Origin of the sequence: Loktanella fryxellensis (genome assembly GCF_900110065.1) — a bacterium.
Classification (GTDB): domain Bacteria; phylum Pseudomonadota; class Alphaproteobacteria; order Rhodobacterales; family Rhodobacteraceae; genus Loktanella; species Loktanella fryxellensis.
In genome coordinates this window covers 1-24,003 of sequence record NZ_FOCI01000003.1, presented here as the reverse complement: position 1 = coordinate 24,003, position 24,003 = coordinate 1, and the positions used below count along the sequence as shown (strand labels likewise).

Annotated in this window: 28 protein-coding genes; 8 read left to right on the top strand and 20 right to left on the bottom strand. The window is 64.8% G+C overall.

Translation table 11 applies throughout. The features are described from left to right. Positions 1-10 precede the first annotated feature (10 nt). Entirely contained in the window at positions 11-1,432 is a 1,422-nt protein-coding gene (locus BMX16_RS03485; RefSeq protein ID WP_089898771.1) for a dihydrolipoyl dehydrogenase family protein, read from the bottom strand. A gap of 18 nt (positions 1,433-1,450) precedes the next feature. Next, complete coding sequence (locus tag BMX16_RS03480; protein ID WP_089899197.1) at positions 1,451-2,203, bottom strand: TVP38/TMEM64 family protein; 753 nt, start codon at positions 2,201-2,203, stop codon at positions 1,451-1,453. A gap of 291 nt (positions 2,204-2,494) precedes the next feature. Here BMX16_RS03480 and rpmH point away from each other — a divergent pair, with 291 nt between their 5' ends. The 3 genes from rpmH to yidD are packed head-to-tail and all read left to right on the top strand — an operon-like array spanning position 2,495 to position 3,299. Further along, positions 2,495-2,629: a 50S ribosomal protein L34 gene (rpmH, locus tag BMX16_RS03475; protein ID WP_072858510.1), complete on the top strand. Its 135-nt coding sequence runs from the start codon at positions 2,495-2,497 to the stop codon at positions 2,627-2,629. Between the two features lie 23 nt (positions 2,630-2,652). After that, the gene (rnpA, locus tag BMX16_RS03470; RefSeq protein WP_089899194.1) at positions 2,653-3,081 is read left to right on the top strand and encodes a ribonuclease P protein component; all 429 of its coding nucleotides are present in this window, start codon (positions 2,653-2,655) and stop codon (positions 3,079-3,081) included. Further along, positions 3,078-3,299 (top strand): membrane protein insertion efficiency factor YidD, encoded by a 222-nt coding sequence (yidD, locus tag BMX16_RS03465; protein ID WP_089898768.1) that lies wholly within the window; start codon positions 3,078-3,080, stop codon positions 3,297-3,299. The genes rnpA and yidD overlap by 4 nt, the downstream gene beginning before the upstream one ends. A 3-nt stretch (positions 3,300-3,302) precedes the next feature. On the opposite strand, the gene BMX16_RS03460 is transcribed toward yidD, so the two are convergent. Continuing rightward, positions 3,303-3,842, bottom strand: a complete 540-nt coding sequence (locus BMX16_RS03460; RefSeq protein ID WP_089898765.1) for a DUF3833 domain-containing protein — start codon at positions 3,840-3,842, stop codon at positions 3,303-3,305. 102 nt (positions 3,843-3,944) lie between these two features. Between BMX16_RS03460 and ttcA the strand changes: the two genes are divergently transcribed. The 5 genes from ttcA (at position 3,945) to BMX16_RS03435 (ending at position 8,995) form a co-directional block, all read left to right on the top strand. Next, entirely contained in the window at positions 3,945-4,811 is an 867-nt protein-coding gene (ttcA, locus tag BMX16_RS03455; protein ID WP_089898762.1) for a tRNA 2-thiocytidine(32) synthetase TtcA, read from the top strand. A gap of 64 nt (positions 4,812-4,875) precedes the next feature. Continuing rightward, the gene (yidC, locus tag BMX16_RS03450) at positions 4,876-6,723 is read left to right on the top strand and encodes a membrane protein insertase YidC (protein ID WP_089898759.1); all 1,848 of its coding nucleotides are present in this window, start codon (positions 4,876-4,878) and stop codon (positions 6,721-6,723) included. A gap of 94 nt (positions 6,724-6,817) precedes the next feature. Continuing rightward, positions 6,818-7,468, top strand: a complete 651-nt coding sequence (yihA, locus tag BMX16_RS03445; RefSeq protein ID WP_089899191.1) for a ribosome biogenesis GTP-binding protein YihA/YsxC — start codon at positions 6,818-6,820, stop codon at positions 7,466-7,468. A gap of 140 nt (positions 7,469-7,608) precedes the next feature. Beyond that, the gene (gene argB, locus BMX16_RS03440; RefSeq protein ID WP_245731259.1) at positions 7,609-8,487 is read left to right on the top strand and encodes an acetylglutamate kinase; all 879 of its coding nucleotides are present in this window, start codon (positions 7,609-7,611) and stop codon (positions 8,485-8,487) included. 4 nt (positions 8,488-8,491) lie between these two features. Beyond that, positions 8,492-8,995, top strand: a complete 504-nt coding sequence (locus BMX16_RS03435) for a SixA phosphatase family protein (protein WP_089898755.1) — start codon at positions 8,492-8,494, stop codon at positions 8,993-8,995. Positions 8,996-9,089: 94 nt separating this feature from the next. Here BMX16_RS03435 and BMX16_RS03430 read toward each other — a convergent pair whose 3' ends face one another. The 17 genes from BMX16_RS03430 to BMX16_RS03350 form a co-directional block, all read right to left on the bottom strand. After that, a complete protein-coding gene (locus tag BMX16_RS03430) occupies positions 9,090-9,884 on the bottom strand; it encodes an amino acid ABC transporter ATP-binding protein (protein ID WP_089899189.1) in 795 nt (264 codons plus the stop codon). A 15-nt stretch (positions 9,885-9,899) separates the two neighbouring features. Continuing rightward, complete coding sequence (locus BMX16_RS03425; RefSeq protein ID WP_089898752.1) at positions 9,900-11,210, bottom strand: amino acid ABC transporter permease; 1,311 nt, start codon at positions 11,208-11,210, stop codon at positions 9,900-9,902. A 1-nt stretch (position 11,211) separates the two neighbouring features. Further along, positions 11,212-12,450 carry an amino acid ABC transporter permease gene (locus tag BMX16_RS03420; protein WP_089899184.1) on the bottom strand — a complete coding sequence of 413 codons (1,239 nt, stop codon included), beginning with the start codon at positions 12,448-12,450 and terminating at the stop codon, positions 11,212-11,214. Between the two features lie 144 nt (positions 12,451-12,594). Beyond that, positions 12,595-13,614: an amino acid ABC transporter substrate-binding protein gene (locus BMX16_RS03415; RefSeq protein WP_089898748.1), complete on the bottom strand. Its 1,020-nt coding sequence runs from the start codon at positions 13,612-13,614 to the stop codon at positions 12,595-12,597. 228 nt (positions 13,615-13,842) lie between these two features. After that, positions 13,843-14,556, bottom strand: coding sequence for an ATP12 family chaperone protein (locus tag BMX16_RS03410; protein WP_089898744.1), 714 nt, complete (start codon positions 14,554-14,556; stop codon positions 13,843-13,845). Between the two features lie 37 nt (positions 14,557-14,593). Then, the gene (locus tag BMX16_RS03405; protein WP_089898741.1) at positions 14,594-15,652 is read right to left on the bottom strand and encodes an RluA family pseudouridine synthase; all 1,059 of its coding nucleotides are present in this window, start codon (positions 15,650-15,652) and stop codon (positions 14,594-14,596) included. Further along, positions 15,649-16,023 carry a fluoride efflux transporter CrcB gene (gene crcB / locus BMX16_RS03400; RefSeq protein ID WP_089898739.1) on the bottom strand — a complete coding sequence of 125 codons (375 nt, stop codon included), beginning with the start codon at positions 16,021-16,023 and terminating at the stop codon, positions 15,649-15,651. The genes BMX16_RS03405 and crcB overlap by 4 nt, the downstream gene beginning before the upstream one ends. Beyond that, a complete protein-coding gene (locus tag BMX16_RS03395; RefSeq protein WP_089898737.1) occupies positions 16,020-17,351 on the bottom strand; it encodes a replication-associated recombination protein A in 1,332 nt (443 codons plus the stop codon). Before BMX16_RS03395 ends, crcB begins: the two co-directional genes overlap by 4 nt. Before the next feature lie 45 nt (positions 17,352-17,396). Then, on the bottom strand, positions 17,397-18,011 hold the full coding sequence (locus tag BMX16_RS03390; protein ID WP_089898735.1) for a helix-turn-helix transcriptional regulator: 615 nt from the start codon (positions 18,009-18,011) through the stop codon (positions 17,397-17,399). Between the two features lie 223 nt (positions 18,012-18,234). Continuing rightward, a complete protein-coding gene (gene rplQ / locus BMX16_RS03385) occupies positions 18,235-18,651 on the bottom strand; it encodes a 50S ribosomal protein L17 (RefSeq protein ID WP_089898733.1) in 417 nt (138 codons plus the stop codon). Positions 18,652-18,792: 141 nt separating this feature from the next. Continuing rightward, positions 18,793-19,809 carry a DNA-directed RNA polymerase subunit alpha gene (locus tag BMX16_RS03380; protein WP_089898731.1) on the bottom strand — a complete coding sequence of 339 codons (1,017 nt, stop codon included), beginning with the start codon at positions 19,807-19,809 and terminating at the stop codon, positions 18,793-18,795. Positions 19,810-19,921: 112 nt separating this feature from the next. Then, positions 19,922-20,314, bottom strand: coding sequence for a 30S ribosomal protein S11 (gene rpsK, locus BMX16_RS03375; protein WP_072858530.1), 393 nt, complete (start codon positions 20,312-20,314; stop codon positions 19,922-19,924). Between the two features lie 12 nt (positions 20,315-20,326). Further along, positions 20,327-20,695, bottom strand: coding sequence for a 30S ribosomal protein S13 (gene rpsM, locus BMX16_RS03370; protein WP_089898729.1), 369 nt, complete (start codon positions 20,693-20,695; stop codon positions 20,327-20,329). Between the two features lie 202 nt (positions 20,696-20,897). After that, positions 20,898-21,545: an adenylate kinase gene (locus BMX16_RS03365; RefSeq protein WP_089898727.1), complete on the bottom strand. Its 648-nt coding sequence runs from the start codon at positions 21,543-21,545 to the stop codon at positions 20,898-20,900. Beyond that, positions 21,542-22,903 (bottom strand): preprotein translocase subunit SecY, encoded by a 1,362-nt coding sequence (gene secY, locus BMX16_RS03360; RefSeq protein WP_245731257.1) that lies wholly within the window; start codon positions 22,901-22,903, stop codon positions 21,542-21,544. The genes BMX16_RS03365 and secY overlap by 4 nt, the downstream gene beginning before the upstream one ends. A gap of 107 nt (positions 22,904-23,010) precedes the next feature. Beyond that, positions 23,011-23,499 carry a 50S ribosomal protein L15 gene (gene rplO / locus BMX16_RS03355; RefSeq protein ID WP_089898722.1) on the bottom strand — a complete coding sequence of 163 codons (489 nt, stop codon included), beginning with the start codon at positions 23,497-23,499 and terminating at the stop codon, positions 23,011-23,013. Positions 23,500-23,809: 310 nt separating this feature from the next. Then, the coding region (locus BMX16_RS03350; RefSeq protein ID WP_143057989.1) for a transposase at positions 23,810-24,003 on the bottom strand (194 nt) is incomplete at its 5' end.

Below are 24,003 nucleotides of genomic sequence, written 5' to 3'. Positions count from 1 at the left end.
CCCTCCGACCTCAGGGCAGCCAGCGCTGCACCAGCCCCACCACACGTTTCACCGTCGCACTCTCGAACAGCTTGGGACTGAAATACGCGCCAGCGGCCCGTTTGTTCAATTCCATATAGGTCGGATAGGGCAGAACGGTATTGCTGATCGCGGTCATCTTCAGCTTGTTGGCGATGGCCATGGCCCACATGCCGATCAGCTCGCCCGCCAGATGGCCGACGATGGACGCGCCCACCGGGCGACCGCCCACCACCATGACCTTGATCAGGCCCGTGGTGCGGCCTTCGGTATTGGCGCGGTCGTTGTGGGCGTATTCCGACCGGACCACGGTCAGCTTGTCGCCGTGACGCTTGCGGGCCTCAGCCTCTGTCAGGCCGACGTGGGCCAGTTCGGGGTCGGTGTAGGTGGCCCAGGGGATGTGGTCGGTGCGGGCGCGTGCCGGCAGGCCGAACATCAGCGCCCGCACGAGCTGTCCGCCGTGGTAGCCCGCGACATGGGTGAATTGCAGGCCGCCCGCCACGTCACCTGCCGCATAGACCGCCTTGTTGCTGACCGACCGCAAGTTGGCGTCCACCGTGATGCCCTTGCGGTCGTGATCCACGCCCGCGACGTCCAGACCCATGCCATCCACCTTGACCGCGCGGCCGACGGCGACCAGCAGGTGCGTGCCGGTCACGCGGCCTTTGCTGGTGTGGACGGTGATTGCACCACCCTCGCCGCCGCTGACGCGCTCGGCCTTGGCATCCTCCATGATCGCGACACCCTCACCCCGCAGGCGGTCCAGCACGATGGCGGCGAGTTCGGGGTCGTCCTTGCCCATCGCCTTGGCGCCCTCGATCACAGTGACGGCGCAGCCGAGGCGGCGGTGCGCCTGTGCCATCTCCATCCCGATGGGGCCGCCGCCGATGATGATGAGGTGGTCGGGCTTGTCGCGCAGATCGAAGATCGTCTCGTTCGTGTGGACCATCACGCCGTCCAGACCGGGTATCGGCGGCACGAAGGGGCCGGACCCGGTGGCGATTACGAATCGCCGGGCGGTGATGATGGTGTCCCCCGCCTGCACCTCTGTCCGGCTGACAAAGCGGGCATCGGCGCGGATCACGGTGCAACCCAGCCCCTCGAACCGCTCCTGACTATCGACGGGGGCAATGGTGTCGATCACGCGGCGGACGTGATCCTTGACGGCGGCGAAATCGACCTGCGGGGTGGTATCTTCGACGCCGAACGCCGCGCCGTGCTGCGGTTGATAGGCATGTTTCGCGGCGGCGATCAGCGCCTTGGACGGGATGCAGCCCGCGTTCAGGCAGTCGCCCCCCATCTCGGCCCGTTCGATCAGCACGACGGAGGCCCCCATCTGGGCCGCGCCCGCGGCGACCGACAGACCGGCGGACCCCGCCCCGATGATGCACAGATCGACCTTGAGATGCGTCATGTCACAGACCTTTTCAACTTACAGACCTTTTTGGCCGCGCACGGCCTTCAGCACCAGCGGCAGCGCCGCCAGCAGACACAGGCCCAGGATCGGCAACAGGATCGCAGGCTGAAAGATGATTCCCAGATCCGGCGTCTCGCCACGCGCGAAAACCTCGCCCAGACCGGCACCGACCGAGGTATAGACGACCGCCCCCGGCATGATGCCGAAGAACGTGCTGACCGCAAAGCGATGGAGCGGGACGCCGACCAGCGCGGGCACGAGGTTTGCCACGAAGAACGGCACGGCGGGCACGAGGCGGATCAGGAACAGCATGGACCACTGGTTGCCCTCGTCGTCGATGCCGTCCTTGATCCGCTTCACCACGCCGTCGCTGGCATCCATGCGCGTGGCCAGCGCCTGCCCCAGTCCCCAGCGGGCCGCCAGGAACAGCAGGATCGCCCCCGTGGTGGCCCCCGCCACGTTGAACAGCGCGCCGGGCAGCACCGGAAAGGCTGTGGGCCAGGTGCCGAACAGGAACCCGCCGGTCAGCGTGGCGATGGTCGCCCCCGGCAGGCTGAAGGCGACGATGGCGGCATAGGCGGCCATGAATCCCAGCGCGCACAGCAGATAGTTCGCATCGCGGAAGGCGATCAGCGCCTCTCGGTTGCGGGCCAGCGCGTCGAAGGACAGATAGTCGCGCAGCGCCCATGCCCCCACCAGCGCCACCACGACGATGGCGATCAGCGGCAGGCGCCGCACAAGGGGGGTCGCGGTGGTGGTCTGGGTCATGGGATCGCTTTCGATGCGGCAATGCGGCGTGATGTAGCATAGATGGGGCATGGTCCCCAGCCTGACGCCCCGGATCACGCGCCCTTGATCGGCGGGGGCGGTACCGGCCCGCTTTCGTGCGATCGGTCCCGCGATCTGTAACACGGGCGCGCCCTTAAATCGCGTCGCTGACACATCTTGTGGTCCGCTGCGGCGTTGACAGGGCCAGATGGGCCGCCTAAAGGGCAGGTCTGAATGAATGACGGGCCTCGAATCCATCCCGGATTTGGCCCCCGAACCGGAGGACACGCGATGAAGCGCACGTTCCAACCCAGCAACCGCGTCCGCAAGAACCGTCACGGTTTCCGTGCCCGCATGGCCACCCCCTCGGGCCGCAAGATCATCAACGCCCGCCGCGCCAAGGGCCGGGCCAAGCTGAGCGCATAAGCGCCGCCTTGGACGTGACCGACATGCTGCCGCCGGACCAGCCCGATGATGCGGGCACACCGGCGGCTTTGTCATGTCCACAGCCTGCGATGGCAAGTCCAGCGATGCCGGGTCCCGTCATGCCCGTGACCCTGACGCAGCGTCGCGATTTCGTCGCGGCCAGCCACGGGCGCAGGCAGGGCACGGCGGGAATCCACCTCCAAGGCCGCCCCCGCACCGACGCAGACGGGCCGATGCGGGTGGGATATACGTGCTCCAAGAAGGTCGGCAACGCGGTGGCCCGCAACCGGGCCAAGCGCCGCCTGCGCGAAATCGCGCGGCTGGTGCTGCCGCTGCATGGGCGCGCGGGCTGGGACTATGTCCTTGTCGGGCGGCCACAGACCACGGCCACCCTGCCCTTTGGCCAATTGCAGACCGACCTGATCCGCGCATTGGAGCGGGTGCACGGATGACGCCGCTGGCGCATCTTGTCGCCCTGCCGATCCGCGCTTACCGCCTGCTGCTGTCGCCTTGGGTGGGACACGGCTGTCGGTTCCATCCCACATGTTCCGCCTATGCGCTGGAGGCTTTGCAGCGCCATGGTGCCATGCGCGGTACGTGGCTGACGCTACGCCGGTTGGGGCGCTGTCACCCGTGGGGCGGGTCCGGCATCGACAACGTGCCGGACTGAGGTCTAGTCCAGCTTCTCGAACGAAATGCTGACGTCGCCGATGTCCACGCCATAGCGCTTGACGTAGGCGCGGTTGAACAGGCGGGTGTCGGTCTGCAGCCACATCCAGTCGTCGAAGGTGACGCGCATCGTCTCGCTCGTGCCGTCCGCGGACGGGACGGCCAAGTCGATCTCGTATTTCCAGTTGAACCGGTTGTCCTGTTCCTGCCCCGTGGCGGTCCCGATCACGCCGGGGGCGGTGCCGGTCCACGACTCCGGCCCGGTCTTGGTCAGCGACCAGATCCGCTGTTCGGTGCTGCCGTCCTCGTAGACGAAATCCTCGGTCAAGGTCAGCACCTGACCGTCCCAGTCGCCCGTGATGTTCACCACGAAGCTGCGCCGCACGGTGCCGAGGATGTCCTGAAACTGACCGTAGGCCACCAGCTCTCCATCGAAGAACTCCTCGATGTCGAGCTTCTTGTCCGACAGCGTGGCGTCGTCGAACGACGGCTTGCCGGTGCAGGCGGCCATCAGGGCCAAACCGCCGAGGATCGCGAAACGCATGAGGGGTGCCTCCTTCTTGTGCGCAGGAACCTAGCGTGCCGCCCACGGCGGGCGAGTGCAATTCGGCTAGCGTTTTTGCCACCGCCGCAGTAGGGACGCGCCATGCTGGACGAAACCGACATCCATCCCCTGTTCAACGGCGCGCCGGATTCGGTCGCGTTCAAGAAGCTGCGCAAGCGGCTGGTCCGCGACACGCGCGAGGCGATCGACCGTTACGGCATGATCGCACCGGGCGGCAAATGGCTGGTCTGCCTGTCTGGCGGCAAGGACAGCTACACCCTGCTGGCTGTGCTCTATGAATTGCAATGGCGCGGCCTGCTGCCGGTCGATTTGCTGGCGTGCAACCTCGATCAGGGACAGCCCGGTTTTCCGGCGACCGTCCTGCCGGAGTTTCTGGCCCGCATGGGCGTGCCGCACCGCATCGATTACCGCGACACCTATTCCGTCGTGATGGACAAGACGCCCGTCGGCCGCACGCTGTGCACCATGTGTTCGCGCCTGCGCCGCGCGAACCTGTACCGCATTGCGCGCGAGGAAGGCTGCACCGCTGTCGTGCTGGGCCATCACCGCGACGACATCCTCGAGACGTTCTTCCTCAACCTGTTCCACGGCGGAAAGCTGGCCACGATGCCGCCCAAGCTGAAGAACGACGACGGCGATCTGTTCCTCTACCGCCCCCTTGCCCATGTGGCAGAGGCGGACTGCGACGCCTTTGCCCGCGCAATGAACTATCCCATCATCCCCTGCGACCTGTGCGGCAGTCAGGACGGATTGCAGCGCCAGCAGATCAAGCGTCTGCTCGACGGGTGGGAGGCGAACAGTCCCGGCCGGCGCGGCAAGATATTCAGCGCGCTGATGAATGCGCGGCCCAGTCACCTTCTGGATCTGGGCCTTTTCGATTTCGCCGGGCTGACGCTGGACCCCACGGCCGCCCCGGCCGCTGATCACAATACCACGGACACCCCTTGACCTTTGGGGGTCGCAGGGATTGAACCAACCAACCCACCCTTCTGACAGACGGACGTTGCGACCCATGCAAGATCAAAACAAGAACCTGATCCTCGCGCTCGTGCTTTCCACGGTCGTGATCATCGTCTGGACATTCCTGTTCCCGCCAGAGGTGCAGGCCCCCGCCACGCTGGAGGAGGTGCAGGCCCAACAGGACGCAGGTACCCTCGCCGTGCCCGGTGCCGATGCGGCGACGACCGATGCCACCGCGCTGGCCGCCCCCACCGAAGAGACCGAGGCGCTGGCCGAGGCCCCGCGCATCCCCGTACAGACCCCCGAACTCGACGGGTCGATCTCTCTGCTTGGCGGTCGCATCGATGATCTGCGCCTGACGCAATACCGCGAGACGACGGACGACGGCTCTCCCACCGTCACGCTGCTGTCGCCCAGCGGCACGCCGGACGCCTATTTCGCCAGCTTCGGCTGGACCGGGGTCGACGGCGTGGCCGCCGACGCCGTGCCCGGCCCGGATACCCTGTGGACGCTGGAGGATGGGACCACCCTGACCCCCGACACCCCCGTCACGCTGGCGTGGGACAACGGCGCGGGCCAGATCTTCCGGAACGCGATCTCGGTCGACGACCGCTACATGTTCAGCGTGGCCCAAAGCGTCGAGAACACCACCGATGCCCCCGTCAGCCTGCGGCCCTACGGTCTGCTGCGGCAGGAAGGCACGCCGTCCGACCTGCAGAACTTCTTCATCCTGCACGAGGGTCTGGTCCGCATGACCGACGGCACGCTGGAGGAAGTGAAATACAAGAACATGGTGGATTTCGAGGTCGACGACCGCGAAGGCACCAATGCCGAACGGTTCGACGTCACGCAAAGCGGCTGGATCGGCTATACCGACCACTACTGGATGACGACGCTGATCCCCGATCAGACCGCCGCCTTCCGGTCCACCGCCAAGTACTTCCCCAGCCGCGACATCTTTCAGGCCGAAGCGGTCCGTGAACCGCAGACCGTCGCCGCCGGTGCCACGACCACGATCACCACCCAGCTGTTCGCCGGTGCCAAGGAATGGGAGGCGATCCGCGACTATCAGCAGTCGGGCGTCACCGGGTTCATCGACAGCATCGACTGGGGCTGGTTCTTTTTCCTGACCAAGCCGATCTTCTGGGTGCTGCATCACCTGAACCTGCTGATCGGCAACATGGGCTGGTCGATCATCGCCCTGACTTTCCTGCTGAAACTGCTCGTGCTGCCGCTGGCCTACAAATCCTACGTCAGCATGGCGCGGATGAAGGAACTGCAGCCCGAGATGGAAAAGCTGAAGGAGCGGACCGGCGACGACAAGGCCGCCCTGCAGCAGGGGATGATGAAGCTCTACAAGGACAACAAGGTGAACCCGGCCGCCGGGTGCCTGCCGATCCTGATCCAGATCCCGATCTTTTTCTCGCTCTACAAGGTGATCTTCGTCACGCTGGAACTGCGGCACGCACCGTGGTTCGGCTGGATCAACGACCTGTCCGCGCCCGATCCGTCCTCCATCCTGAACCTGTTCGGCCTGCTGCCGTGGGCCACGCCGGAACCGGGCAGCATCTTCTTCATCCTGTCGCTGGGCGTACTGCCGATCCTGCTGGGCATTTCCATGTGGCTGCAGCAGAAACTGAACCCGGCCCCCACCGATCCCACGCAGCAGATGATCTTTGCGTGGATGCCATGGGTGTTCATGTTCATGCTGGGCAGCTTCGCCAGCGGCCTCGTGATCTACTGGATCGCGAACAACACGATCACCTTCGCGCAGCAATACCTCATCATGCGCAGCCACGGGGCCAGACCCGACGTGTTCGGCAACATCAAGTCCACGTTCAACCGCCGCAAGACGGCGGCGGCGGCGGCCAACGCCAACACCAACAAGAAGCCCAAGTAGGCGACACGACATGACGACGACGACGGGGGGCGGGATCACCGCCCCCTTCCCCATTTTCGGGACGATCCTGCGTCCCCCGCGAAAGGCCCCGCCCATGGAAATGCGTTTCCCCCCCGTCGAGCTTCCGGACGCCGAGGCGCTGGAAAAGGGCCGCCTGCTGTTCGCGGGCCAGACCGACTTCGTCAAGGGCGTGGTCGCGATGGACGGCCTGCCCCCCGCAGACCGGCTGGAGGTCTGCTTTGCCGGGCGGTCCAACGTGGGCAAGTCGTCGCTCATCAATGCCCTCACGGGGCGCAAGGGGTTGGCGCGGGCCTCCAATACGCCGGGCCGCACGCAGGAGATCAACTTCTTCACCGCAGGCGATCTCTATGTCGTCGACCTTCCGGGCTACGGCTTTGCCAACGCGCCCGTGGCCGTCGTCGCCAAATGGCAGGCGCTGTTGAAAAGCTATCTGCAGGGCCGCCCCACCCTGCGCCGGGTGTTCGTTCTGATCGACGCGCGCCACGGCGCCAAGGCAGTGGACGAAGAGATCATGACGCTGCTCGATCGGTCCGCCGTCACATTCCAGGCGGTGATGACCAAGACCGACAAGGTCAAGGGCGACGCGCTGGATGCGGCGATGGCCGCGACACGCACGGCCCTCGCCCGCCACCCCGCCGCCTATCCGGAGCTGATCCTCACCAGTTCCGAAAAAGGCGAAGGGATCGAGACGCTCCGTGCCGTGATTGCCACCATCGAGGCCTGATCACCCGCGAACGTCCCTCGTCCTCCGACAACATCCTGCCCTTAGCCCAAGGGCGCGTCATCCCCGCTTGAGGGGGTGACGCGCCTCCGCTATCCCTTGGCCGAACCAACCCCGGAGGGGCGACCATGAGGACGCAGGACATGAACCGAGACTGGATCGCCACGGCCCGCACCCTGTCGGAGGCCCTGCCCTATCTGCAGCGCTACTCCGGCGCGGTGGTTGTGGTGAAGTTCGGCGGTAACGCCATGGGCGACGCGGATGCAATGGCCGAATTCGCCCGCGACATCGTGCTGATGAAACAGGTCGGCATGAACCCGGTCGTGGTCCACGGTGGCGGCCCGATGATCAACGAGATGCTCGACAGGCTTGGCATCAAATCGACCTTCATCCGCGGCAAGCGCGTCACCGATCAGGCCACCGTCGAAGTGGTCGAGATGGTGCTGACCGGCCTTGTGAACAAACGCATCGTGCAGGCGATCATGGACGAAGGCGGCCGTGCCGTGGGTCTCTCCGGCAAGGACGATGACCTGATGGTCGCCGAGGCGGACGACCCGGAACTGGGCTTCGTCGGCCGCCCGGTCGAGATGAACGTGCAGGTGCTGCGCGACCTCTATGGCGCCGGGATCATCCCCGTCGTGGCCCCGGTGGCGACCGGCATGGACTTCCTCGAGACATTCAACGTGAACGGCGACACCGCGGCGGGCGCCATCGCGGGGGCGCTGAAGGCCGACCGCCTGCTGCTGCTGACCGACGTTCCGGGGGTCAAGGATGCGGACGGCAAGGTGCTGACGCAGCTCAACCCAGACCAGATCCGCGCCATGATCGCCGACGGCACCATCGCGGGCGGCATGATCCCCAAGGTCGAAACCGCGCTGAAGGCGATCGAGGACGGCGTGCGCGCGGTCGTGATCCTCGACGGTCGGCTACCGAACGCATCCTTGCTGGAACTGTTCACCGAACACGGGGCCGGGTCGATCATCAGATCCACCGAATCCCGCCTGAAATCGCGTCAGGACTAACCCCGTGACGCTGACCCTGATCCTGCTGCGTCATGCGAAATCCGGCTGGGACGACCCCACGCTGGCCGACCACGACCGCACGCTGAACGCGCGGGGCCGCAGGGATGCGCCCGCTTTGGGACACTGGCTGGCGGCGCAAGGTCACCTGCCGGACCTGATCCTGTGTTCCGATGCGGAGCGCACGACGCAGACCGTCGACCTGATGCTGACGGGTGCTCGCGCCGACGTGCCCGTGCGGCACCTGCCGCAATTCTACAACGCAAGCCCCGATATGCTGCTGCGCCATATCCGCAAACAAGGCGACACCGCCACCCTGCTGGTCTGCGCCCACAACCCGGGCATCGGAGAGTTGGCGCACCATCTGGTCACGACCGCGCCCGACCACGCCCGCTTTGCCGACTACCCGACGGCGGCCACAACGGTCATCACGTTCAACGTGGCATCATGGGCCGACATCGCACAGGGGGATTGCACCGCCTTCGTCATTCCTGCGGACCTCTCGGACTGACGCAAGGGTCCCTGCCCTTCTTCTGGTTGGAAATATCCCGGGGGCGCGGGGGCTGGCCCCCGCAGCCGCCCCCGCCCCACACGCCGCCGTCGGCTCAGTGACCCAGAATCTGGCTCAGGAACAGCTTGGTCCGCTCGGACTGCGGGTTGTTGAAGAACGCCTTCGGCTCGTTCTGCTCCACGATCTGGCCCTGGTCCATGAAGATCACGCGGTTCGCCACGGCCTGCGCAAAGCCCATCTCGTGCGTCACGCACAGCATGGTCATGCCCTCTTCAGCGAGCTCGATCATCGTGTCCAGAACCTCCTTGATCATCTCGGGGTCCAGTGCCGATGTCGGCTCGTCGAACAGCATGATGCGCGGCTTCATGCACAGGCTGCGGGCGATGGCCACACGCTGCTGCTGACCACCGGACAGCTGGCCCGGATACTTGTGCGCCTGCTCGGGGATCTTCACCTTCTTGAGGAAGTGCATCGCCGTTTCCTCGGCGTCCTTCTTGGGCGTCTTGCGCACCCAGATCGGCGCGAGCGTGCAGTTTTCCAGGATCGTCAGATGCGGGAACAGGTTGAAGTGCTGAAAGCACATCCCCACTTCCGACCGGATCTTGTCGATGTTCTTGAGGTCTGAGGACAGCTCCGTCCCGTCCACGATGATGCGGCCCGACTGGTGTTCCTCCAGCCGATTGATGCAGCGGATCAGCGTGGACTTCCCCGACCCGGACGGCCCGCAGATGACGATGCGCTCGCCCCGGTTCACCGTCAGGTTGATGTCGCGCAGCACGTGGAACGTGCCGTACCACTTGTTCATCGCAGAGATTTCGATAGCAACCTCGTCGGTGACCTGCATGGCGGCGCGGTTGACGTTGCGGTCCTGTTGTGCGGCGTCTGACATGGTCATGCCCTTCCCTTAACGGTTTTCACGTTGAAGCTTGCGCTCCAGATACATCGAATAACGGCCCATGCTGTAGCAGACGACGAAGAACAGCACGCCGATGAAGATGAAGAGTTCCCAATAGATGCCGTTCCAGTCGGTGCTGGCGCGGATCGCGTTGGTCAGGCCCAGCGGATCGAGCAGGCCGATGAACAGCACCAGCGTCGTGTCCTTGAACAACCCGATGAAGGTGTTGACGATGCCGGGGATCGAGATCTTCAGCGCCTGCGGCAGCACGATCAGCTGCATCGACTGCCAATAGGACAGGCCCAGACTGTCGGCCCCTTCGTATTGTCCCTTCGGCACGGCCGCCAGACCGCCACGCACCACCTCGGCGATGTAGGCGGCGGAGAACAGCGTCACCATGATGATCACCCGCAGCGTCAGATCAAAGCTAGTGCCCGGCGGCAGGAAGTAGTTCAACAGCAGGGACGCGGTGAACAGCCACACGATCAGCGGCACGCCGCGCACGATCTCGATGAAGGCGATGCTGATCTTGTTCACGATGAACAGATCGGACGCACGCCCCAGCGCCAGCAGGATGCCAAGCGGCAGCGACAGCACGATGGCCGCCACGCCGATCACCACCGACAACAGGAAGCCGCCGAGTTGGTTCGAACGCACCGGGTCCAGCCCGATAGGCAGCGCATCCGACAGCACCGCGGTCAGCGGACCGACCAGGAACAGCCAGAACAGTATCGGCAGCACGATCCCGGCAAAGGTCGCCAGAATGGCGTTGCGCTTGACCAGACCCCGAAACGCCACGACGGCGATGACCAGCCCCAGCGCCACGACGATGGGCACCCAGATCGTGCCGCCCCAGATCAGCGTGAAGATGATGAACGGGGACGCCAGCGCGAACGCCATGAACCACCGTGGGAAGCCGCCGAAGAGCACCGGTGCGAGGCCTGCGAGCAGGACGAACAGCGCCACCGTGGGTCGCCAGTACAACTCGGCGGGGTAGAAGCCGAACATCAACTGGCGCCAGCGGTCGTTGATCACGCCCCAGCAGGCCTGATGCGTCGATTGCCCCAGTTCGGTGAACAGCGCGCGGCAGGCGGACAGCGACGGCTGGTCCCACGTCGGGCTGATGAACCACGGCAGCAGGCCCGACACGATGCGGTAGATCACGTAGATGGCGATCAGCGTCATGATCCCGTTGATCCAGTTCGGGAACAGGTTGTCGCGCATCCAGCGCAGCGGACCCGATGCGGTCGCTGGCGGGGGTTGTTGTGGCAGGACCGCGTCGCGGACGAAGGCGGTGGTGTGGGCGTGTGTCTCGCTCATCTCAGCGCTCCTTCAGTTTCATCGACGCATTGAACAGGTTCATGACGAAGGAAATCGCCAGCGACAGGGCCAGATACAGCAGACCCAGCATCAACATGCATTCCAGCGCACGCCCGGTCTGGTTCAGGCTGATGCCGCCCAGCGTGGCGCGCACGTCCGCATACCCCACCGCGATGGCCAGCGACGAGTTCTTGGTCAGGTTCAGGTATTGCGAGGTCAGCGGCGGAATGATGACGCGCATCGCCTGCGGCAGGATCACGAGGTTCATGGTGCGGTTGGGGCGCATTCCCAACGCGGACGCCGCTTCGGTCTGGCCCTTGGACACCGACAGGATGCCGGCGCGCACGATCTCGGTGATGAAGGCCCCTGTATAGAGTGACAGCGCCAGCCACAGGGCCAGCAGCGCATTGTCCACCCGCAGACCACCGCTGAAGTTGAATCCGGCAAGCTCGGGGTAGGACAGCGACACCGGCTGCCCAAGGACGAAGTAGGCGGCGATCACCGGCAGCAGCGCGATGACGACCATCGGCCAGAGCATCGGCAACATCCGCCCTGTGTCGAACAGCACCTTGCGCGCATAGCGGCGATAGAGGACCGCCGCGACGACCGACGCGACGAAGACCGCGACAAGCACGCCGGACCCGGGGCCCCAAACCGGCGCGGGCATGTAAAAGCCGCGGTTGGTGGCGGCAAAGGCGCCCCAGGTCATGCTCGCAGCAGACACGGCGCCCTCGACCTCGCGGAAATCGCGAGGCTGCGGCAAGGCCTCCGAGAAGATGGAATAGATCAGCAGGATCCACAGCAGCAGGGGGACGTTGCGGAACCCCTCGACATAGACGGCCATCATGCGGCTGACCAGCCAGTTGCGCGACAGGCGCAGCACACCGGCGATCACACCGAGGACCGTCGCAAGGATGATGCCCAGAAACGCGACGAGGAGCGTGTTATAGACGCCGACCAGCGCCGCGTCCCAATGGGTGGCCGCACTGGTATAGCCCGTGATCCACGTGCCGATGCTGGGCGTGATGTCGTAACCCGCGCGCGAGTTCAAAAAGGCGAAGTTCGGTTGCAGTCCCAGGGACGCAAGGTTGGTCAGCAGGTTCTGACCCAGCCAGTAGATCCCGATACACACGAGGACCAGCGTGAACACCTGGATCGTCAGCGACCGATAGCGCGTGTCATAGATCAACTGGCTCAGGCGAAAGCTTTCGCGTGGCGGACTGTCCGTCATCGATGACATGAATATAATCTCCCCGGGCATCGCCAGACTTGCTTGAGGTTGCTCCGGTTGGCCCGGATGCACCACGCGCTGGCAGGCGTTTCTTGATCGCGTCGCAGAAAACGACGAAAGGCCCGGCGCAAACCGGGCCTTTCGCCTGTTATTTTAGCGGAACGGAGGCGTGTAGAGCAGGCCGCCGTCGGTCCACTGGGCGTTCAGGCCACGGGCCAGGCCGATCGGAGTGTTCTCGCCGATGTTGCGCTCGAAGATCTCGCCATAGTTGCCACCCGCCGAAATCGCGGCCACGGCCCAGTTCGGCTCGAGGCCCAGCATGGCGCCATACTCGCCTTCGGTGCCCAGGATGCGGTTCACTTCGGGGTTGTTGGTCGGCGCTGCGGCCATTTCGGCGACGTTGGCCGAGGTTATTCCCAGCTCTTCGGCGGCGATCAGGGCGTTCAGAACCCAGCGGTTCAGGTCGGCCCAGTCGCTGTCACCGTGACGGACCAGCGGGCCCAGCGGCTCTTTCGAGATGATCTCGGGCAGCAGTACGTGATCGTCGGGCGCCTCGAACGTCGCGCGCGTCGCAGCCAGACCCGATGCGTCGGTCGTGTAGGCGTCGCAGGCGCCGGCCAGATACTGCTGCTGGCCTTCGGCGTTGGTCTGCACGGCGACCGGCTGATAGGTGATGTTGTTGGCACGGAAGAAGTCCGCGAGGTTCAGCTCGGTCGAGGTGCCGGTCTGGATGCAGACGGTCGCGCCGTCCAGATCCTTGGCCGAGGTGACGCCCAGAGCGGTCGGCACGAGGAAGCCCTGACCGTCGTAGTAGTTCACGCCGATGAAGTCGAACTTCAGTTCCACATCGCGCGAGAAGGTCCAGGTCGTGTTGCGGGCCAGCAGGTCGATCTCGCCGGACGACAGCGCGGTGAAGCGGGTCTCGCCGGTGGTCGGCACGAATTCGACGGCATTCTCGTCGCCGAAGATCGCGGCAGCGACCGCACGGCACACGTCGACGTCGAAGCCTTCCCAGACACCGTTGGCGTCGGGTGCACCGAATCCAGCGAGGCCGGTCACGACGCCGCAGTTCAGATTGCCGCGTGCCTTGACGTCATCCAGCGTCGCAGCCGAAGCCGCGGCGGCAGAGAGACCGGCCATCGCCAGCGTTCCAAAAAGTACGGAGTTTTTCATTCTTACCTCTTCCTGAGTTTCCGCCCGCCAAGGGACGGCCAATTATTCCACCCATCCGGGCGGTTGCGTCATGACGGGTCGCCCCTTCAATCCGCCTAGAGTGAGCGATTTGTTGCGCAGAGGTCAAGAGCCACAGCCAACTGGACCGGACTCGATTGCACAAGCCGCATGCATTTCATGGAAAAGTGCTTTTTATCAGGCAGCGCTGTCGGTGACCTGATCGCCGTGTCAGTCGGCGCTGCTCATCCGCACGAAGGTTTCCGCATGCAGGAACGCCTGCCGCTTCAACGCCGCCACCGCGGCGGCGTCGTCGTCGTCGCCCCACTGGCTGATCTGGAAATCCTCGTCGATGCGGCTGATGTCCCACGCCTGCGCTGCAGGCAGCTTGCCAGCGATCACCGCCAGCGCCAGCACGAGAGAGCCGGAAAGCTGCACCAGGTCGTAGAATCCCGTCATGGCAAAGTTGTCCAATTGCCGCACGCGCACGTGCAACCGGTCGAGCGACGCCTGCGGCTGATCCACCGGCATGATGCCCGATGTCACATGCAGCGGCGCATCCAGCGCCTGCGCAGACCACGCCAGCCACGGGTCCCACGCCGCGTTCTGCCGCGCGATCAGCGCGTCGGGCTGCGTGGCACGGTAGCACAGCAGATCACTCTCGCCATAGGCGGCCAGCAAGGCCGCCACGTCGTCGCGCTGCGGGGCGACCTTGTCGATGGCCGAGTTTGTGGCGCGGGTGACGGGCATGGTGCCGGGGTCGATCCGCTCGCCCTGTGCCTGCCATTCGGCGGCAATGGCGTCGGCCATGGCGCGGGACGGCACGATCAGGGCCGACTTGTAGGGGGTCTTGACGGCGCGTCCGTCCAGATCGACGGCCCAGCCGCCATCGCGGGGCACGCTCGCGGCCAGTGTCCAGAATCGGCGGGGAGCCCAGTCGTTCATGCGATCACTCCTGACCTGTCACGGATGGCTGCCGCCATCAGTCGGGCATGTTGAACGGATCGACGGGGGCGTGGCTGACGTGCCAGCCCACGAAATCCCACGTCCGCTGCATGTGGTCCGGCAGCGGCGCCGTCAGATGCAGGATCGCGCCCGTTTCGGGGTGTTCGATGGTCAGCGACCGTGCGTGCAGGTGCATCTTGCGGCTGATGTCGCCGCCCATGCCGGCGCCCCAGCCATCGCCGAGGTTTTCCTGATCGGTGCCGCCATACTTGCCGTCGCCGATGATCGGGTGACCGATTTCGGCCATATGGGCGCGCAGCTGGTGCGTCCGGCCCGTGATCGGCACGAGGGCGACCCATGAGGCACGTTTGGCCAGCGTATCGAGGACGGCGTAATCGGTCGTGGCGCGCTTCGCACCTTCGGTGCTGTCCACCTCCTTGGGGTGGATGCAGCGCATCTTTTCGTTCTCGCCGCCGCTGCCGTGGCCGGGGGCCTTGATCAGCCCGTATTTGATCGTCGCCGCACGCGGATGCGGCACGCCGGCGACGGCGGCCCAATAGATCTTGCGCGTGGCGTGGTGTTTCAGGTTGTCGGTCAACTGCTTGGCCGCCATCCGGGTCCGCGCAAGGATCAGGACGCCGGAGGTGTCCTTGTCCAGACGGTGCACCAGACGCGGCTTTTCGTCATAGCCGAACATCAGCGCCTCGCTCATCGCGTCGACGTGGCGGGTGGTGTTGGTGCCACCTTGGGTCGCCAGACCCGCAGGTTTGTTGATGACGATCATGTGGTCGTCGCGGTAGATCACGCAGGACTGGATCAGGGCCGCATCCGCCTTGGTCACGCCCTGCTTCAGCAGGCTGCGCTCTGCCTCCACCTGCGCCTCGGTCGGCAGGGGCGGGATGCGGATGCTTTGGCCCACGTCGAGGCGGGTGTTCGATTTGACGCGCCCACCATCGACGCGGATGTCGCCCTTGCGGCACATCTTTTCGATGCGGCCCTGCGTCAGGTGCGGGAACAGCCGCCGCAGATAGCGGTCGAGCCGCTGGTCGCCGTCGTCCGGGCCGATCACCCGCGTCTGCACACCGCCACTGCTCATATCACCATCCGCGTCAAAGTCATGCCAAGCACCAGCGCCGCCAGCCCGATCAGAACCGTGCCGCCAGCGTTGGCCACCGCCAGCATATACTGTCCCCGTTCCACCAGCGCCACCGTATCCAGCGTGAATGCAGAAAACGTGGTGAAGCCGCCTAGAACGCCCGTCATCAGGAACGGTGCGGCGCGCTGGCCACCCCGTTCGGCCAGCACCACGACCAGCACACCCATCAGGAAAGAGCCGAGGACGTTCACCGTGACCGTCCCCCACGGAAACCCCGGCCCGATCAGCCGCAACGCCGCCTGCCCGGTCAGCCAGCGCAAGGTCGATCCGATCGCGCCGCCAAGGGCCACGGCCAGTGCGGTGCCGATCAATTCGTCGTCCCTTTGCGCTTTGCCCGCAAACCCGCAAAGAAATCGAGGCGCTTCTTCAACTCCCGCTCGAACCCGCGATCCACGGGAAGGTAATAGATGCCGCGCTTCATCGTTTCGGGGAAATAGTCCTGACCGGAAAACGCATCCTCCGCGTCGTGGTCATAGGCATAGCCCGACCCGAACCCCTGTTCCTTCATCAGCCGCGTCGGCGCGTTCAGGATGTGGCGCGGCGGCGGTTCCGACCCGGTCTGCTTCGCCGCCTGCATCGCCGCCTTGAACGCGACGTAGCCCGCGTTCGATTTCGGCGCGAGTGCGAGGTAGGTCACCGCCTGCCCCAGCGCCAATTCCCCCTCCGGGGAGCCCAGGCGTTCGTAGGTTTCCCACGCCTGCTGGCACACATGCTGCGCCTGCGGGTCGGCCAGTCCGATATCCTCGATCGCCATGCGCAGGATGCGCCGCGCGAGGTAGCGGGGGTCCTCGCCCCCGGTCAGCATCCGCGCCAGCCAGTAGAGCGCCGCATCCGGGTCCGATCCCCGGACGGATTTGTGCAGGGCGGAGATCAGGTTGTAGTGTTCATCCCCGGACTTGTCGTATTTCGCCGCCCGCTTCATCAGGCGGCGGGTCAGCGCGTCGGGGCCCAGCGGGTCGGTCACGCGCCACGCCGCCACCTGCTCGATCAGGTTGAGCAGCGCGCGGCCGTCGCCATCGGCCATGTTCACCAATTGTACCCGTGCGGCGGCGTCCAGCGGCAGCGGACGGCCCAGATCGCCCTCGGCCCGCTGGATCAGGCGTTCCAGATCGTCGTCGGTCAGCCGCGTCAGGATCAGCACCTGTGCCCGGGACAAAAGTGCTGCATTCAGCTCGAAACTGGGATTTTCCGTGGTCGCGCCGACCAGAAGGATCGTCCCATCCTCCATGTGCGGCAGGAAACCGTCCTGCTGCGCCTTGTTGAAGCGATGGATCTCATCCACGAAGAGCAGCGTCCCCCGCCCCTGCTGGCGGCGCAGGCGGGCTGCATCGAACACGCGGCGCAGGTCCGGCACGCCGGTGAAGATCGCGCTGATCTGTTCGAAATGCAGATCCGTCTCGGCGGCCAGAAGGCGGGCGATGGTGGTCTTGCCCACGCCGGGCGGCCCCCACAGCACCAGCGACGACAGCGACCCGGACGCCAGCATGATGCCCAGCGGCGCGTCTGGTCCCAGCACCTGTTCCTGACCGATGACTTCGGCCAGCGTCTGCGGCCGCAGACGGTCGGCCAGCGGTCGGGGGCCGGAACCGGGGCCGGGGCTGGGTGTTGCGGGGGTGTTGGTGTCGAACAGGTCGGCCATGCCCCTGTGGTAGTGTGCCGGCGGCCGTTTTGAAAGCCCGCGCCGCTAGAGCAGGCCTGCGATCCGCGCGCGTTGCACCGCCTCTGCCGTGGTGCGGGCCTGCAGGGCGCGGCGCGCATTGGCCAGTCGCGCCTTGAAGGCGCTGCGGGAAATCCCCAGCCGTTCGGCCCCGGTCCCCTGCCGTTCACCATCCGCGATCAGGCGCAGCGCCGCGACCTGACCGGGCGACAGCAGGCGATTGCGGTGAGTCTGCGCGTGAAGGCGAGTGAAATGCCCTGACAGCGTCGCTATTTCGGCGTCCGTGAACTCTCGGTCGGGACGTGACACCGCGCCGATCGACCGGCTCACCACCGGCCCCGCGGCAAAGCTGACGCCGAATATCAGCCCCTGCTGCCGGGCAAGGCCCACGATGTTCCACGGATCGGCCAGCGTCGGGTCGGACCAGCGGATCGCGTCACCCTGCGCGGCAAAGGCCCAGGCCAGGATCGGATCGCGCAGCGCCAGCGACTGCTGGTGATACAGGGTGAGCCACCGTTCGGGAAAGGTCTGCACCGTCATGAGGGGGACGGAGGCGCGGATATGCATCGCCAGCATGATGCCCAACGGCGACATGTCAGCGATCTGCTGGATCGTGCCGTCGATCGTGGTCCGGGGCGTCATGCGGTGTGACCTGCGAGTTGGAATGGATCGCTGTGGTCTAGGCGGACGGCACCTGACACCCGATTAAGGGGCCAGCCGTTGAGATAAATGCAAGGCAAAAAGAGACCGGATAAAGCAAGGGGAAACGGGACACTGATGAACGGCAGGCCATGACACGGCCCGGGATACACGAAAAGGCCCAGTGCATGACCGGGCCTTTCATTATCGGATTGCACGGTAAGGCTTACGCCTCTTCGTCGATCTCGATCATGCGGGCCTTGTCGGCGGCACCCTTGGCGTCGCGGTCGCGGTCCACCAGTTCGATGATCGCCATCGGCGCCATGTCACCGTAACGGAAACCGGCCTTCATCACGCGGCAGTAGCCGCCCTGACGTTCCGCATAGCGCGGGCCGAGGATTTCGAACAGCTTGGCCGTGTGGATGTCCTGCTTCAACTGGCTGTCGGCCTGACGACGGGCGTGCAGATCGCCGCGCTTGCCCAGCGTGATCAGTTTGTCGATGATCCGCTTCAGTTCCTTGGCCTTGGGCAGGGTCGTCTTGATCTGCTCGTGCTCGATCAGGGACCCGGCCATGTTGGCGAACATCGCCTTGCGGTGTTCGTGGGTCCGGTTCAGTTTGCGATAGCCGCTTGCGTGACGCATTTGGTCAACTCCGTCTTATACTTTGTCCAGCGGTCTGATGCGTGTCAGCCGCATTATTGGGGCACCATTGCCCGGATGTTCCCCGCCATGTGCGGGCATTGTCGTGAACGGGGGCGGATCGTTGTCCGCCCCCTTTTGTCTTCAGAACTGGTCTTCGAACTTCTTGGCCAGATCCTCGATGTTGTCTGGCGGCCAGTCCTCGACGTCCATGCCAAGGTGCAGACCCATGCCCGACAGCACTTCCTTGATCTCGTTCAGGGACTTGCGGCCAAAGTTCGGGGTGCGCAGCATCTCGGCTTCGGTCTTCTGGATCAGGTCGCCGATATAGACGATGTTGTCGTTCTTCAGGCAGTTGGCCGAACGGACGGACAGTTCCAGCTCGTCCACCTTCTTCAGCAGCAACGGGTTGAATTCCAGCCCGTCGTCGTCGCCACCGGCGTTCGCGCTCTCCGGTTCGTCGAAGTTGACGAAGATCTGCAACTGGTCCTGCAGGATGCGCGAGGCATAGGCCACGGCATCGTCGGGGGTCAGCGAGCCGTCGGTCTCGATCTTCATTGTCAGCTTATCATAGTCCAGCACCTGCCCCTCGCGGGTGGGCTGCACGTCGTAGCTGACCTTCTTGACCGGCGAATAGATCGCGTCGATGGCAATCATGCCGATGGGCGCGTCTTCCGGCTTGTTCTTGTCGGCCGAGACATAGCCCTTGCCGGTGTTGACCGTCAGTTCCATGTAGAGCTCTGCACCGTCGTCGAGGTGGCAGATCACGTGGTCCTTGTTCAGGATCTCGATTCCGGCAGTTTCCGAGATGTCGCCGGCCGTGACGATGCCCGGACCCTTGGCCTGCACGCTCAGACGCTTCGGACCTTCAACGTCCATGCGGATCGCCACGCCCTTGAGGTTCAGGACGATGTCGGTGACATCCTCGCGCACGCCGGTGACGGACGAGAATTCGTGCAGCACGTTGTCGATCTGCACGGCGGTGATGGCGGCCCCCTGCAGCGACGACATCAGGATGCGGCGCAGCGCGTTGCCCAGCGTCAGGCCGAAGCCCCGCTCCAGCGGTTCGGCGATCAGTGTCGCCTGACGTTGCGGGTCGTTGCCCGGCTTCACGTCCAGCTGTGTCGGCTTGATCAGCTCAGCCCAGTTCTTGTGGATCATAGTCCCTCCATCCTTGTCCGCCTTCATGTCCAGAAAGGCCGACGCTCGAGGTTTCAAAACGGCAGACAGGGGCCGTGCAACGCAGCACGGCCCCCGGCTTCAAATGGTGGGGTCAGACCCGGCGACGCTTCGGCGGGCGGCAGCCGTTGTGCGCCATCGGGGTCACGTCACGGATCGACGTGATGTTGAAGCCTGCGGCAGCCAGCGCGCGCAGCGCGGACTCGCGGCCCGAACCGGGGCCCTGCACTTCGACTTCCAGCGTCTTCACGCCGTGTTCCTGCGCCTTCTTACCCACATCCTCTGCGGCCATCTGGGCTGCATAGGGCGTGGATTTCCGCGACCCCTTGAAGCCCATGGTGCCGGCTGACGACCATGCAATCGCGTTGCCCTGCACGTCCGAGATCAGGATCTTGGTGTTGTTGAAGGAAGAGTTCACATGCGCAACGCCAGCTGCGATGTTCTTGGAGACCTTTTTCTTGCCGGTCCGGCGGGTATCTCGTGCCATGACGGGGACTCCTTATTTCTTCTTGCCGGCGATGGCCTTTGCGGGGCCCTTGCGCGTGCGTGCGTTGGTGTGCGTGCGCTGACCGCGGACGGGTAGGCCACGACGGTGACGCAGGCCGCGGTAGCAACCCAGGTCCATCAGACGCTTGATGTTCATCTGGGTCTCGCGGCGCAGGTCGCCTTCGACCGTCACATGCTCGTCGATGTATTCGCGGATCTTCAACACTTCGGCGTCGGACAGATCGTTGACACGACGCTGCATGTCGATGCCGGTTGCTTCGCAGATCTGTACGGCGATGGTGTTGCCGATACCGGCAATGTAGGTGAGGGCGATCGGAACCCGCTTTGCAGAGGGGATGTTGACGCCGGCAATACGTGCCACGTGTGTCTTCCTTTTCGTTGCGGGTCCGTGATACCAGACCCTTTTTTCACAACGCAGACCCGACCGATGAACGGCGGGCCCAAGTCGTATGAGGTAGTCCATGATGCAGGCAGACTGCGCCCGGTCATGTGCCGTGATTCCCGTGAAGGATGGGGGTATCTAGGGGGATGGCCCGGTCGGGTCAACCCCCTGCTGTCAAGCCTTAACCCAGCGCCGTGCGGATCGCCGCGGACACGTCGTCCATGCTGGCCAGCCCGTCCACCGTCGTCAGGTCGCCGCGTGCATAATAGTAGCCGACCAGCGGACTGGTCTGCTTGTAATAGGCCATCAGCCGCGTCTTGAGCGCGTCAGCGTTGTCGTCGGCGCGCCGCAGGAAGTCGGCCTTCTGACCGCATTTGGTGCAGACATGGTCGGCGGGGATCGGCGCGGTCTCGTCGTTGTAGACCTCGCCGCAGTTGGAACAGGTGCTGCGCGCGCTGATGCGGCCCACCAGCACCTCGTCATCGACCTTCATCTCAATCACGCGGTCCAGGTTTTCACCCAGCTCGGTCAGCAGGTTGCCCAGCGCGTCCGCCTGCCCCAGCGTGCGGGGAAAGCCGTCAAAGATGTAGCCCGCGGCGCGGGTGTCGCCGGTCAGTTGTTCGCGGATCAGGCCGATCACGATCTCGTCCGTGACCAACTCTCCCCGGTCCATCACGTCGGCCACGCGGCGGCCCATCTCGGTGCCCGACGTACGGGCGGCGCGCAGCATGTCGCCCGTGCTCAGCTGCAACATCTGCCGTTCGTCGGCCAGCCGTCGTGCCTGCGTGCCCTTGCCGGCACCGGGTGGTCCCAAAAGTATGATGTTCATCTGCGTGCCGGTCCCCTCCGCTTGGTCGTGCTGCGCTTGCCGCGCAGTTGCGATTTCTCGATCAGCCCCTCGTACTGGTGCGCCAGCAGGTGCGACTGAATCTGCTGGATCGTGTCCATCCCCACGGACACGATGATCAGCACCGACGTGCCGCCGAAGTAGAACGGGATCGCGAACTGGCTGCGGATGATCTCGGGCAGCAGGGCCACCAGCACCAGATAGGCGGAGCCCAGCACGAGGATGCGATTCACCACATAGTCGAGGTAGTCCTGCGTCTTCTTGCCCGGCCGGATGCCCGGCACGAAGCCGTTCTGGTTCTTGAGGTTCTCGGCGACCTCCTCGGTCTTGAACGCGACCTCGCGGGTATAGAAGTAGGTGAAGAACACGATCATCACCGTGAAGAACAGCAGGTAGAGCGGCTGCCCCGGTCCGAAATACGCGAGGACCGTGGACATCACAGGACCGGACGACCCGCCCGAGAACGTGCTGATCGTGGTCGGCAGTAACAGAAGGGCGCTGGCGAAGATCGCCGGGATCACGCCCGCCGGGTTCACTTTGATCGGCAGGTGGCTGCTGGACGCGTCGTAGACCTTCATGCCGCGCTGCTGGCGGGGATACTGGATGTGGATCTTGCGCAGCGACCGTTCCATGAACACGACGAAGGCGAAGGTGGCGATCACCATTAGGATCACGCCGACGATCACGAAGGGGCTGATTGCACCCGACCGGCCCTGGCTCAGGAACTGTGCAAGCGCCGCAGGCACCTCGGCGATGATGCCGACGAAGATGATCAGCGAGATGCCGTTGCCGATGCCGCGCGCGGTGATCTGTTCACCCACCCACATCAGGAACATGGTGCCGCCGACGATGGTGATGACGCAGGCCGCGGTAAAGAACAGACCCGGATCGGACGCGAGGCCACCGGCCTCCAGCGATTTGGCAAGGCCATAGGCTTGCGCCGTGGCCAGCAGGACCGTGCCGTAACGGGTATACTGGTTCAGCTTGCGCCGCCCCTGCTCGCCCTCTTTCTTGAGGTTCTTCAGCGGCTCCCACATGGCACCCAGAAGCTGCACGATGATCGAGGCCGAGATGTAGGGCATGATGCCCAGCGCGAAGATGCCCATGCGCGACAGCGCGCCGCCGGTGAACATCGACAGGATACCGCCGATCCCCGCCGCCGCTTCGTCCATGAAGGCCCGCAACTGCACGCCGTCGATGCCCGGCACGGGAATGTAGGTGCCCAGCCGGTAGACCATCAGCATGCCGATGGTGAAGAGGATGCGGCTGCGCAGCTCTGTCGCCTTGCCGAAGGCGCCCCAGCTCATGTTCGCGGCCATCTGTTCTGCTGCGGATGCCATGCACGTCTCACATATGATGAAGAAACGCCGCCACGCGGGTATCCCGATGGCGGCGTCTGGGAAAACTCAGGCTCTGTCTAGGCGACTGTGCAGTCGCCCGCAAGCGATCACGCAGCCTCGGCTGCGACCTTCGGCTTGGCGGTGACGGTGACGCTGCCACCGGCCTTTTCGATGGCCTCGATCGCACCCTGCGACGCGCCGTGCACGTGCAGCTTGATGGCGCTGGTGATCTCACCCTTGGCCAGCACGCGGATGCCGTCCTTCAGACGACGCACCAGACCGGACGCGATCAGCGCATCCTCGGTCAGGTCGGCGGTCGCGTCGATCTTGCCCGCGTCGATGAACTTCTGGATCAGACCCAGGTTCACGACCGAGTAGGTCTTGGCGTTGATGTTGTTGAAACCGCGCTTGGGCAGACGCTGGTACAGCGGCATCTGGCCGCCCTCGTAGCCCTTGATCGCCACGCCCGAGCGGGACTTCTGACCCTTGATACCACGGCCACCGGTCTTGCCCTTGCCCGAACCCGGGCCACGGCCGACGCGCTTGCGGCGGTGGGTTGCGCCTTCGTTGTCGGACAGCTCATTCAGCTTGAACATCGTCGCTTCTCCTGTCAGCCGGAGGACCCCGTCCAGCGACGGAAATGGGGCACACGGCATTGCATTGAGTCGGCACCACACGGCGCGGACTGGCGGCGTATAGCGGGGAGGACAAGACACGTCAACCGGAAGGAAGACTGTGTGCAGTTGGGACAGGCGACCCCTTAAGGAACATCTGATCAACGCTGTCGGCTGCGCCGCAATTACCGCCTGAGCGCTGCGGGGGCGGATTTAGGAGCCGAAAGCGGCATTGGTCATGCGTTTTGTGCCGCTGTTGCGGCCTGTCACCTGTTTCCAGGCGGACTCGTCCTCATGCCATCAGCTTTCGGCGCACGAGGAAGAGGTTGCCGAGGGCGAACAGCGTGAAGAGCTGGGCACGGTTCTTGGCGAGGCCGCGGTAGCGGGTCTTCACATAGCCAAACTGGCATTTGATGACACGGAAGGGATGCTCGACCTTGGCACGCACTTTGGCGATGATGCGGTTTGTTGTTTCCTCAATGGGGT